General features: G+C 43.6%; 10 protein-coding genes and 1 tRNA gene. 6 read left to right on the forward strand and 5 right to left on the reverse strand.

Annotated elements, in window-relative coordinates; genetic code table 11:
- Positions 1 to 25: 25 nt before the first annotated feature.
- Positions 26 to 1,384 carry a DEAD/DEAH box helicase gene (locus PBT90_RS15410; protein ID WP_264807393.1) on the reverse strand — a complete coding sequence of 453 codons (1,359 nt, stop codon included), beginning with the start codon at positions 1,382 to 1,384 and terminating at the stop codon, positions 26 to 28.
- Positions 1,385 to 1,431: 47 nt separating this feature from the next.
- Here PBT90_RS15410 and PBT90_RS15415 point away from each other — a divergent pair, with 47 nt between their 5' ends.
- The 6 genes from PBT90_RS15415 to PBT90_RS15440 all read left to right on the forward strand — a co-directional run bounded on the left by PBT90_RS15415 (position 1,432) and on the right by PBT90_RS15440 (position 9,299).
- Complete coding sequence (locus tag PBT90_RS15415; protein ID WP_264811465.1) at positions 1,432 to 2,775, forward strand: dihydroorotase; 1,344 nt, start codon at positions 1,432 to 1,434, stop codon at positions 2,773 to 2,775.
- Between the two features lie 79 nt (positions 2,776 to 2,854).
- Positions 2,855 to 2,930 (forward strand) — tRNA-His (locus tag PBT90_RS15420).
- A gap of 337 nt (positions 2,931 to 3,267) precedes the next feature.
- Positions 3,268 to 5,187 (forward strand): amylo-alpha-1,6-glucosidase, encoded by a 1,920-nt coding sequence (locus PBT90_RS15425; protein ID WP_264811466.1) that lies wholly within the window; start codon positions 3,268 to 3,270, stop codon positions 5,185 to 5,187.
- Between the two features lie 10 nt (positions 5,188 to 5,197).
- Entirely contained in the window at positions 5,198 to 6,484 is a 1,287-nt protein-coding gene (locus PBT90_RS15430) for a glycosyltransferase family 4 protein (protein WP_264807395.1), read from the forward strand.
- Entirely contained in the window at positions 6,481 to 7,698 is a 1,218-nt protein-coding gene (locus tag PBT90_RS15435; RefSeq protein ID WP_264807396.1) for a glycoside hydrolase family 57 protein, read from the forward strand. Before PBT90_RS15430 ends, PBT90_RS15435 begins: the two co-directional genes overlap by 4 nt.
- Positions 7,699 to 8,216: 518 nt before the next feature.
- Positions 8,217 to 9,299, forward strand: a complete 1,083-nt coding sequence (locus PBT90_RS15440; RefSeq protein WP_264807397.1) for a hypothetical protein — start codon at positions 8,217 to 8,219, stop codon at positions 9,297 to 9,299.
- A 44-nt stretch (positions 9,300 to 9,343) separates the two neighbouring features.
- Here PBT90_RS15440 and panB read toward each other — a convergent pair whose 3' ends face one another.
- From panB to PBT90_RS15460, 4 genes are read right to left on the reverse strand one after another with little or no spacing between them, the layout of a single operon-like run.
- Positions 9,344 to 10,165: a 3-methyl-2-oxobutanoate hydroxymethyltransferase gene (panB, locus tag PBT90_RS15445; protein ID WP_264807398.1), complete on the reverse strand. Its 822-nt coding sequence runs from the start codon at positions 10,163 to 10,165 to the stop codon at positions 9,344 to 9,346.
- A gap of 3 nt (positions 10,166 to 10,168) precedes the next feature.
- Complete coding sequence (locus PBT90_RS15450; RefSeq protein ID WP_264807399.1) at positions 10,169 to 10,660, reverse strand: phosphoribosyltransferase family protein; 492 nt, start codon at positions 10,658 to 10,660, stop codon at positions 10,169 to 10,171.
- Positions 10,661 to 10,720: 60 nt separating this feature from the next.
- A complete protein-coding gene (gene rsgA, locus PBT90_RS15455; RefSeq protein ID WP_264807400.1) occupies positions 10,721 to 11,644 on the reverse strand; it encodes a ribosome small subunit-dependent GTPase A in 924 nt (307 codons plus the stop codon).
- Positions 11,641 to 12,885: a 3-deoxy-D-manno-octulosonic acid transferase gene (locus PBT90_RS15460; RefSeq protein ID WP_264807401.1), complete on the reverse strand. Its 1,245-nt coding sequence runs from the start codon at positions 12,883 to 12,885 to the stop codon at positions 11,641 to 11,643. Before PBT90_RS15460 ends, rsgA begins: the two co-directional genes overlap by 4 nt.
- Positions 12,886 to 12,906: the final 21 nt, after the last annotated feature.

Here is a 12,906-nt window from a genome sequence, read left to right on the forward strand (position 1 = left end):
CCCTGGATAAAAATTCAGGGCTTTTTTATTTCCCCTTATTCTTTTGGTTCTTGGTTTTCATTTGGTTTCGGTTCCGCTTATTGCCTGTCTTTTTGGCTCGTGCTTTTTCACCCTTTCCTATATTCTTTTTGGGCTTGACTTTCTTCTCATGAAACGCACCTTTATAATCTGGATTATCGCGCTGCATCAGTCGATCTAGCTCACGGGCATAAGCCTGCTTTTCTTCAAAGGGCGTATTGGTGACATCCGCTGCTTTAGGTATTTCAGCTACCTCCACCTTCATTCGGATGATCTCTTCGATCTTTTCAAAATGATAGGTCTCTGCCGGATTCACAAAGCTGATAGCAATCCCTTCTTTCTCTGCCCGCCCAGTTCGCCCGATTCTATGGACATAATCCTCGTAGATTAAGGGCACATCAAAATTGATCACATGGCTCACCATGGTCACATCCAAGCCTCTGGAAGCTACATCTGTAGCTACCAAAACCCTCACCTCTCCACCTTTGAAATCTTCAATAGAATTGATCCGGGTATTCTGACCTTTATTGGCATGAATCACGCGTATCTCACCGTATCCTCTGTGATTCAAAAATGCAAAAACCTCCTCGGCATTTTTTCTCGACCGGGTAAAAATGATCGCTCTACTGACCGTTTCGGCCTGTAGCAGATGAGAAAGAAGGTTAAGCTTGGTTTTAATATTAGGCACCAGATATTTCACCTGCGCGATAGTCTCAGCAGTAGTGGCCGATGGAGTCACCTCCACCCGCTCCGGAAACTCCAAAAACTCGGCAGCAAACCGATCAATCCGCTCTCCAAAAGTAGCCGAGAAAAGCAGGTTCTGTCTTTTCACTGGTATCACTTCCAGAATGGAACGTATCTGTGGCATGAAACCCATATCCATCATTTTATCTGCCTCATCCAGCACCATGGTTTTGATCTCCTTGGTCAGGATTTTCCCTTTTCTATAGATGTCCAAAAATCTTCCCGGTGTGGAAACAATGATATCAACTCCTTTTTCAAGATTTTCAATTTGAGTCTTAGGCCCCAATCCACCATAAAGTGAAACCATTCTTAGGTCCGTATTTGCGGCCATTTGAAGTACCACTTCCTCAATCTGCATGACCAGCTCCCTAGTAGGAGCCAATATCACGGCTCGGGCATGATCTCCCTGTGCATACTTCACCTTCATGAGCAGTGGCAGCACATAAGCCGCTGTCTTTCCCGTCCCGGTCTGCGCGATGCCAAGCACATCATGACCTGCCAAAGCCAGGGGGATGGCCTTCTCCTGAATGGGAGTAGGGTGAACATAGCCCGCATCCGCGACCGCATTCAACAGCTGTCGATTTAGCTTAAATGCTTCAAAAGTTGGGGACTCATTGCTCATGATTCGTTAATTTTGGTTGAAATAGTAAAATCCAAAAAGGAGATATGATGAAAAGTATTCTGATCACCGGTGCAAATATAGTCAATGAAGGCCGGATAAGTCCGGGAGATGTTTTGATAGCAAATGGAAGAATAGCAAAACTTGGTAACAACCTTAGTTCTGAGCGTGCAGACACACATATTGATGCAAAGGGAAAATATCTTTTCCCAGGACTAATCGATGATCAGGTACATTTTAGAGAACCGGGACTCACACATAAAGCCGAAATCTACACAGAAGCAAAGGCCGGAGTGGCTGGTGGAACCACTTCCTACATGGAAATGCCCAACACCGTCCCACAGGCTACCACGGTAGAACTTCTGGAGCAAAAATACAGCAGAGCGGCTGAAGTTTCCCTTGCCAACTACTCCTTCTTTATGGGAGCTACCAATGACAACTTGGACGAAATCCTAAAAGTGGACTTCCAGAATGTATGTGGCCTGAAAATATTTCAAGGCTCCTCTACTGGAAACATGGTCGTGGACAATATCGAGTCTCTGGAAGGAATTTTCAAAGAGTGCAAAGCACTGATCGCCATCCATAGCGAAAATGACCACATCATTGCGGAGAACTTCGCCAAATACAAAGAAATTTATGGGGATGATATCCCGGTGAAGTTTCACCCGAAAATCCGCTCTGAAGAGGCTTGCTATGATGCGTCCAGCAGAGCTGTAGCCATGGCAAAAAAACATGGAACCCGCCTCCATATTTTACATATTAGCACGGCCAGGGAATTGGAGCTTTTCACCAATAAAATTCCTTTGGAAGAGAAAAAAATCACTTCAGAGGCCTGTATTCATCACATGTGGTTTGCAGAGGAAGATTACGAGACCAAGGGCACCCTGATCAAATGGAACCCTGCAGTGAAAACGGCAGCTGATGGCAAGGCAATTCTGCAAGCTGTCATTGATGGCAGGATCGATGTCGTAGCTACCGATCACGCCCCGCACACTTTGGAAGAAAAAGCCCAAGTTTACACTAAAGCACCCTCAGGAGGACCGCTCAATCAGCACAGTCTGGTAGCCATGCTGGATTTTTACCATCAAGGAAAAATCAATCTGGAACTGATCGCCCAGAAAATGAGTCACAATGTAGCTAAGCTCTTCAGAATAGAGGACAGGGGATTTATCCGTGAAGGATACTTTGCAGACCTGGTCTTGGTAGACCTGGACTCGCCATGGGAGGTCAGCAAAGCCAATGTGCTGTCAAAATGCGGCTGGTCTCCATTCGAAGGGCATACATTCAAGTCCCAAGTGACCCACACTATAGTATCCGGACATTTGGCGTACGAAAACGGGACATTTCACGAGGAGAGAAAAGGAGAAAGACTGAAATTTTCAGGAAAATTTTAAGCGCTCTCTTGCACATAGAAAAGTGAATCATTACTTTTGCAGACCATTTGGGAGAGTTCAATTCTCCTTAGATCTACATGGTGATTGTAGCTCAGCTGGTTAGAGCGCTGGTTTGTGGCACCAGAGGTCGCCGGTTCGAACCCGGTCTTTCACCCAAAACCCCTCCTAGTGAGGGGTTTTGCTTTTTATAGAGAGTCTGTTGGCACAACATTTGATAAAATCCGACAGAACTAAACCAACTTGAGATGTTTACTTTGTTCAAATCCTCACCAAAATTCCCGCAGGTCACGCCAATCAACATTAAAATGGCAAAAAATTATCTGACAAAATTTGAAGAATCGCTCAAAAACTTCGAGGAATTGCAAAAGGAAGCGGTTCATTCCTGAATATTTCACTTAAATCAAGAGGTTATGGAAACATAACCTTTATTTTTTCGCATTTCATTTTTCTTATCAGTTCAATACTCTATTTTTAATGAGACAGAATATTCTCATGAGTTATATACATTTTGACAAAACCCAGCTGATAAATCTTAACTATTCTCTTGAAAGGGAAATAATTAGATCCAATCAATCTGGCTGCTATACCAGCACCTCTATTATCGGGTGCAATACCCGAAAATACCACGGACTACTGGTAGCGCCACAGCCACAGATTGACACTCAAAGTCATGTCATGCTATCAACCGTTCATGAAACGGTGATTCAGCATGGAGCGAGCTTTAACTTGGGCATCAGCAAATTCCCCGGCAATTACTCCCCCAGAGGACATAAGTATTTGGAGGACTTTGACTCAGAGCCTATCCCCAAACTCACCTACCGGGTGGGAGGAGTACTGCTTCAAAAGGAACTGATCCTGGACACCAATCGGGACCGGGTCATGATCCGATACACCCTACTGGAAGCACACTCTCCCACTAAAATCCGCATATCCCCATTTCTGGCTTTTAGAAGTTTTCACGCACTATCCAAGGCCAATACCTATATCAACAAGAAATTCAAAAAAGCGCCAAATGGAGCTGTTTTCCAGCTTTATGAATCTTACGATCCATTATTTATTCAGCTTTCCAAAAAAGCGGAATTCGTACCTGCACCTGACTGGTATTATAATGTGGAGTATATCTTAGAACGCGAAAGGGGGTATGACTATCAAGAAGACCTCTATGTGCCTGGGTATTTTGAATTTGATATCACTAAAGGGGAATCTGTCATTTTTTCAGCGGGACTGACAGAAGCAGATCCCAAAACCAGACAAAATGCATTTGAAAAAGAAATTGCCCGAAGAATCCCAAGAAATAATTTCGAAAACTGTCTGAAAAACTCAGCCGGCCAATTCATCAGAAAACGTGATGGCCAAACCAGAGTAATCGCTGGCTATCCTTGGTTTGGATGGTGGGGACGGGACACCTTTGTGGCAGTTCCTGGGCTTACGCTTACCACAGGAGATAGCAAAACCTTCCTGGACATCATGGATACCATGTCCAAAGACCTGAAAGGCCCTCTTTTCCCAAATGTGGGAAGCGGTGTGAATTCTAATATGAATTCTATAGACGCGCCACTCTGGTACTTCTGGGCCTTGCAGCAATACATCATATACACCAAAGACAGCAAAACCATCAAAGACAGGTATCTCGGTAAAATGAAAGGAATAATAGATGGGTACATGGACGGCACTGATTTCAACATCAAAGTACTGGAAAATGGCCTGGTCTACGGAGGTGAGGATGGCGTTGCATTGACTTGGATGGATGCAGTGACGCCAGATGGCCCGGTGACTCAGCGCAGAGGTTGCCCAGTAGAAATACAGGCACTTTGGTACAATGCTCTATGCTTTTATCACGAACTCACTGGAGACGAGTCCATAGCCGCCCAAGCCGATAAAATTAAAGCAAGTTTCGTGAAAGAGTTCTGGTCAGAAGAACTTGAATACTTAGCAGACTGTGTAGATGGAAGCAATAAAGACTGGTCTATCCGCCCAAATATGGTTTTTGCGACCTCGCTCCCATACATTATGCTCAGTGAAGAGCAGTGCGATATGGTACTGGAAGTTGCCAAATCGAAACTTCTTACCACCAGAGGCATGCGCTCCCTGGCCCCTGATGACCCCGCATACAAGGGATACTATTTTGGAGACCAGATCAGCAGAGATCAAGCTTATCATAATGGCACGGTGTGGGTTTGGCCACTGGGACACTTTGTAGAAGGATATATAAAATTACACGGGAAGTCCAGTTCGAATTTTATCAGTAAAATAATCAAGGGATTCGATGGTGTAATGACGCAGTATGGTGTGGGTGCAGTCGCTGAAATCTACGATGGTGACCCTCCACATCGACCCAAAGGAGCTATTTCTCAGGCCTGGAGTGTGTCAGAATTGTTGAGAATGATGGATTTGATCAAAGAAAAAATATAAAAGACTTTTTATGAAGGTGCTCATGTTCGGGTGGGAATTCCCGCCACATATTTCTGGAGGTCTTGGAACGGCCTGTTATGGTCTGGTCAAAGGTTTGGCCCATCATAATCAGGATATCATTTTTGTAGTCCCAAAACTCTGGGGAGATGAAGAACCATTGGCGGACTTCGTAAATGCCAGCGATGTCATAGTAGACTATAAGGAGAAAAAATTCAAATCCATCTGGAAAAACCTTACTTACCTCGAAGTCAGTAGTTTCTTGGTACCCTACCTAGGCCCAGATGAATTTAAAAAATTCACGGATTATGCCATTCATGACCGGACTGATGTGGATGAAAGCATTTTTTCCAACAAGTTTGAATTCAGCGGGAAATACGGCAAAGATCTCCTGATGGAGGTTTCCAGATATGCCTTAGTAGCTGCGCAAATAGCCAAAAACAAGGACCATCAAATCATTCATGCGCATGATTGGCTATCTTTTCCTGCAGGGATCGCTGCTAAAGAAATAAGCGGAAAACCACTCATAGCACATGTGCATGCTACTGAGTTTGACCGGTCTGGTGAAAGTGTCAACCAAACTGTCTATGACATAGAGCGAGCAGGAATGGAAGCTGCAGATCATGTGCTGGCGGTAAGTCAACTGACCAAAAACACCATTGTGAACAAATATGGAATCCCCGCTCACAAGGTGAGTGTGCTGCACAATGCCGTGTTGGATGCCAGTATCATCAAATCCAAATACAATAAGAAAGTACCTGAAAAAATCGTCACCTTCTTAGGCAGGATCACCTTTCAAAAAGGCCCAGAGTATTTTGTAGAAGCTGCGAAAAAGGTAATTCAGCGTGATCCAAATGTAAGATTTGTAATGGCCGGAAACGGGGACTTGCTAAATAGAATGATAGATCGAGTGGCTGAACTCCGAATGGGCACCAAATTTCACTTCACCGGTTTCCTCAAGGGAGATGATGTGGATCACATGTATGCAATATCAGACGTTTATGTGATGCCTTCTGTATCGGAACCTTTCGGAATTTCCCCGCTAGAGGCTGTGCGACACAATACGCCCGTGATTATTTCCAAACAATCAGGAGTAGCAGAAGTGCTGACTAATGCCATCAAAATTGACTTCTGGGACATAGACTCCATGGCCGATTCGATCTTTGCCCTGCTGCACTATGACGGAATATCCAGAATGTTCAAAGAGCTGGGTATTGAGGAATTGAAAAAATTAAAATGGGAACATGTGGCAGAAAAACTGGTCACTGTGTATTCAAATACTTTAGATAAGAAATCATGAGAACCATCTGCTTTTACTTTCAAGTGCACCAGCCCTACAGGCTAAAGCCCTATAGGTTTTTTGATATCGGCGAAGATCATCATTACTGGGATGATTTTTCTAACAAAAGCATCATGCGCAAAGTAGCCCAGAAGTGCTACCTACCTATGAATGCTTTACTCTTGGAACTTATCGAAAAGTACAACGGGGCGTTTAAAGTCAGCTTTTCACTGTCCGGAGTATTCCTTGATCAATTGGAGGAATTTGCTCCAGATGTGCTGGAGAGCTTTCAAAAACTGGTAGCAACAGGACACTGTGAATTGCTCAATGAAACCTACGCACACGCTTTGGTGGCTTTGAAAAGCAAGGAGGAGTTCAAAGATATGGTGCAAAACCACCAGCAAAAAATTAAAAAGCTTTTCAACGGATACCAACCCAAAGTATTCCGAAACACCGAGCTCATTTATTCGGACGAAATAGGCAAAATGGTCTCTGACATGGGATTTGATGCGATATTAACCGAAGGAGCCAAACACGTATTGGGATGGAAAAGTCCCAACTACGTCTATTGCAACTCCATAGAACCTAAGCTAAAAGTCCTACTTAAAAACTTTCAACTTTCAGACGACATCGCATTCCGCTTTGGCAACAAAGCCTGGGATGACTATCCGTTAACCACTGAAAAATTCATTAACTGGATCAATGAAATTCCCGCAGGTGAAGAAGTCCTAAACCTATTTATGGATTATGAGACCTTCGGAGAACACCAGTGGGCAGAAACCGGTATTTTTGATTTTATGCGACATCTACCTGAAGCAGTCTTCAGTAAAACCTCCTTTAGCTTCTCCACTCCATCAGAAGTGTCGGCGAAGATCGCTCCAGTAGGAAAAATCCATGTCCCTATCCCCATCTCTTGGGCAGATGAAGAGCGGGACTTGACAGCATGGCTGGGAAATGATCTACAGGATGAAGCTTTTGACCGATTGTATGAAATGGAAAAGCTCGTCAAGTCCATAGACGATGAGGAAATCCAGCGGGACTGGACCTACCTACAGACCAGTGACCACTTCTATTATATGTGCACCAAGTTCTTTTCAGACGGGGATATCCACTCCTACTTCAGTCCCTATGATTCACCTTACGATGCTTTCATAAATTACATGAATGTGCTCAGTGATTTCATGATCCGCGTGAAGGAAAAAATCAATGAAAAAGAAAGCCCAAAAGTCAAATAAATCAATTTGATTATCCGCAATGATGCCAGTCACCTTAGAACCTTCGCTTATCTGGTCGGAAGACCGATACTACGACTACGCTCAGTTCAAGTGACCGAAGACTCCCGCAGGAGCGGTACAGGCTGAAGTGTGCCTCAATTCTAAAGTTTAACATGTGCTGCCATATTGCTTTAGCCTCCTTACTGGCAAAAAAGCGGACATACATATAAATCAAAAATGCAAGGACAAGAGACCGGAAATTCCCGGTCTTTTTTTTGCCTGAAAAATTATCTAAGCCTAAAAAGCGCTAGGTAAAACACATTTTTTTCATACGCCAAATGCCCTATTTAAGAGGTCTGATTTCATTTCCTAATTTTTAAAATTCACATATCAAATAATTGATTGTCAATTATTTAATTAACATTTCTGTGACAAAATATGGAAATCCCCTAGAACAACAGCATAGCGTTTTATTGATCGCTTCAGCTAATTTAGGACAGTCAATACCATTCACTAGTCACGTTTTAACTATCTCTTTTATGAAAATCTTATTACTAACTCTACTGCTTTGGGCAACTTCGATTTTGCAACCTGCCGATCCGATTATCCCATCAAAAATCTATGATATCAATACAATGCATAGAAAAAATCAAGCCTCCAAATCGCCCAAAAGAATTTACATTCAAAAGTTCCGGGCCCTATTTGAAGTTTACGAAAAAGCAACTGCCAGCACGCAGGCATCAAAAAAAGAACGTGCTAATCGCGCCACCTATGTATCCGGGACTAAAACCAGCATGGGCGTACAGCTAAGTGGAGTAGATGTGCCCGAATTCCAGAAAATGATCAACGAGGCTTACGCAGATTTTGTAGCCCAACTAGAGGCTGAAGGATTTGAAATCATCACCGCAGATGAAGCTGGGCAAAGTGAATATTACAAAGGCTATACAAAAGTTAAAGGAGGGGCAAGTTCCACAGCTCAGGCTCTGGGCTTTGTAATGGTCACCCCTGAGGGATATGAGTATTGGGTAAAAGGACTAGATAACTCAGGAAGAGAAAAGTCTACCTTCACAGACACCAGTTCCAAACTATCCCAGGATTTAGGTGACGCTTATGTAGCAGAAGCTACCTTCATCTTCCCATTTGTAAACCTGGATGCAAATTCATCTGGCTTTACCAATTCATCTTCGGTGAAAGCTAAAATGAACCTACACCTTTCCTCTGCCCTAGATGTATCTGATAATCAACAGACCACCAGCTTGACATCCTCTCTTAAAGGGTTTGCAAATGCGGGCAATCAAGAAAGATTCTACTCTAGGGTAAGAATACTAGCAGGCCATTTTGCCAGCGCACCAGTTTTTGATGCATCCGTTGGCCTGAAAAAGAATGTTGATTTTGAAGGGGTTTTTGCAGAAACCAAAGTACAGGAGACCACGGCTGCCCAGGTAGATTATTTTTCTAAATCCTCCTACCCGCAGCTAGTCATGGTATCCGGAGATGAGATAAATCTTGCTTCCCACTATGCAGCATGTGATCCTGCCAAATACATGGAAGTAACCCAAGGTTCTATGAAAGAAATGATTGATACCGGGATACAAACCTTTAAGGACTTATTAAAGAAATAATAAGCCAAAAAAAGGAGCAGATTTACATCTGCTCCTTTTTTCTATCAATAACTCTCCGAGTCATTCGGGAAGTCTTTACTTTTCACATCTTTAATATACTTTCCAAAGGCCTCCATCATTACCCCTTGTAGATCAGCATATTGCCTCAGAAATCTTGGTTTGAATTCCTGCGTGATCCCCAGCATGTCGTGGACAACTAAGACCTGCCCATCCACATGCCCCCCGGCTCCTATTCCTATCACGGGAATAGAAACAGACTCTGCCACAGTTTTAGCCAGCTTGGCGGGGATTTTTTCCAGAACTACAGCAAAGCATCCCAACTCCTCCAATAATTTGGCATCGGAGATCAGCTTTTCAGCTTCTGCATCTTCTTTAGCACGAACGGTGTATGTCCCAAACTTGTAAATCGACTGTGGAGTCAAGCCCAAATGCCCCATCACCGGCACTCCGGCGCTTAGGATTCTGGTGATGGACTCACGTATTTCGGAGCCTCCTTCTACCTTCACCGCATGTGCCCCAGACTCTTTCATGATCCGGATGGTGGACCGTAAAGCCTCAGAACTATTCCCCTGATAGCTACCAAAAGGAATATCCACTACCACAAACGCACGGCTGACTGCTCGCACCACAGCTGATGCATGGTAGATCATCTGATCTAAGGTGATGGGCAAAGTGGTCTCGTGACCAGCCATCACATTGGAGGCGGAGTCCCCCACCAAAATAATATCGATCCCAGCAGCATCTACGATTTTTGCCATAGAAAAATCATAGGATGTAAGCATGGAAATCTTCTCTCCTCTATCCTTCATTTCCTGAAGAATATGAGTAGTTATTCTTTTGACGTTTGCGGCAGAATGTACAGACATAACTTAATGAAGGTGTACGGAGAAATTATCACCAGAGAAATCAACCCTGATGTGTTCGTTTAAAGTAGTAGAAAGTTCAAATCCTGTGTAATCCGGTCTGATCGGAAACAATCCATGACTGCGGTTGACCAGTACTGCGATTTCCATTTTGAAAAGCTCTTCATCCAGAAAAGGCTTCATGGCATAGACCAAGGTACGTCCGGTATTTAACACGTCGTCTACCAGGATCAGGGATTTACCCGTAAGCGTGAGGGGATCAGAAAGTTTCACCTCGGAATTCGCTACACTCACTTTATCCAACAGCACTTCTACTTCCTCTACTTGTAGTTTAGATATGGCCTTTAGTTCATCAGCGAGCAATTTGGCCAAGGTGACGCCCATACCGGAAATCCCCGCCAAAACTACCCCTGAGGCATGGAGATTTCTTTCGTAGATCTCGTAAGCCATTCGGGTGATTTTCTTCTTTATCTGTTGATGATTGAGTACTTCGCTCATGGTTTTGTTCAAAATTGAAAATTAGGTCAATTCTCTTTGCTTTCAAAATTACGAAAGTTCTTATCTATGGTCATCCTCTTCATTGAGGATGTTCACGTAGCTTTCATACCTATAGGGATGTATATACCCTTCGGCCAACTTTTCTAGTACTACGCATCCCGGTTCATTGAGATGCTGGCAATTATTGTATTTGCATTTTCCCAAAAAAGCCCTCATCTCCGGGAAATAATGTGAGAGCTCCTGATCCTCTATATCTAAGATCCCAAACTCTTTGATCCCCGGGGTATCTATAAGATCTCCACCATTGTCCAGTGCAAAAAGCTCCGCAAAAGTAGTAGTATGCACACCTTTGGCAGTAAAGCCCGATATCTCCTGCGTATGCTGTTTGGCTTCAGGCACCAGCGCATTCAGCAAAGTGGATTTCCCCACCCCAGAGTGACCGGAAATCAAGGTTGATTTATTGGCCAAAATAGGTTCAAACTTTTCTTTGAGGTCCAGGTCACTGGCCGCAGATACTTCCATAACTTGATATCCCAGCGGCTTATATATTTCATAAATATCCAGCAACCAGTCTTCCGCTTTTTCTCCAGACATCAGATCTCTTTTATTCACTACCAAAATGGCCGGAATCCTGAAGCTTTCCGTACTCACCAAAAACCTATCGATGAACCCCAGTGAGGTTCGGGGCGATTTCATCGTTATCACCAAAATAGCCTGATCTACATTACTGGCTATAATGTGCGAAAAATGCTGCTTTCTCGTGGATTTTCGAATCACGTAATTTTCCCGTGGAAGTATCTCCGAAATAACTGCAGTTTCCTGATTAGGCTCCTTGGCTAGCTCCACCCAGTCTCCCACCGCAATTGGATTGGTCAATTTCAATTCGTCCTGCTTGAATTTGCCTTTCAATCTGGCCGATAGCACCGACTCCCCCACCTGCACAGAGTACCAGCTACCCGTAGATTTTATAACTCGTCCTTTCATTCCTTAGTTAGTAATCTCTGCACTTCATTAATAATTTTTTGGGCTGCTCCTAGATTGGAATTGACCCAGCTTTCTGTAGCTGACCGTGCAGCCTGATAAGCTTGCTCTTGCTTCAATTTCTCAAAAACCGCCTGAAGTTCCTGCTCATTTTTCACTGAAAATCCACAACCATACACCTGGCTTTCTGATGCTTCCGGGAATTTGGAGACCTTTTGCAAATCACCGAAAATCACAGGAACCCCAAAGCCCATAGGCTCCAAAATATTATGCAAGCCCTTGCCAAACGCACCACCTACATAGGCCATCCTCGCATATTGATAAAGGGAGCTTAGCATACCGATATTATCAATAAACAAAATACTGGGAACAGTCTCCTTATCCCATTCTGAATATTTTTCCGATTTCGCTTTCAGTCGCTCCGCCCAGAGTTTCATAGGTTCCGGATCCAGATCATGTGGCACAATAATCCACTTATACCCATCTTGCGAATTGATCAGCGGAATCAATAAGTCCATGTCCTCCTGCCACACTGATCCAGCCACCAGGACTGGCCCCTTTGAGGACCATTTTTCTAAATCTGGAAAGGTTTTTGGGTTAAGCGCGGTTTCTGACACTCGGTCAAAGCGTGTATCGCCTGCCAAGCTAACTGGCTGGTAGTGTATAGCTTTCAGCAGTTCTACTGTCTGTTTATTCTGCGTGAAAATATGATCAAATTGAAATAAAATACTTCTAAAAAACCCATCCCTCTTGAAATACACCTGATCAGCGCGAAAGGAAGCTGAAAACAAATAAAGTGGTACCCCCATTTTTTTTATCTCTTCGATGTGATGATACCATAAATCATATTTCACAAAAAAAGCCACGGTAGGCTTTAGAAGTCCCAAAAAATTAACTGCATTGGCCCTGCTATCGATAGGAATGTAGGTAATGAAATCAACATTTGGCTGAGGCTTTTTGACCACATGATCATAGCCGGAAGGACTGAAAAAACTTACCACAATCTGGTATTCGGGAAACTTTGATTTCCACTGAGCGATCACCGGTCTAGCCTGCTCATACTCACCTAAAGATGCCACATGAAACCAGGCCAGGTTTCCCGAATTTTGGCTTCGGTACTTCTGAAGCCTTTCAAACAGCTGTTTTCTACCCTTAGAAAAATGTCTAATTTTGGGCAGAAATAGTCCTCCAAGCAGTAATACTACTCTTCCTAAGGCGATTGCAATTTTGTACAGCCATTTCATTATCCAAAAGTAGGTATTTGA

This window comes from Algoriphagus sp. TR-M9 (assembly GCF_027594545.1).
Taxonomy (GTDB): domain Bacteria; phylum Bacteroidota; class Bacteroidia; order Cytophagales; family Cyclobacteriaceae; genus Algoriphagus; species Algoriphagus halophytocola.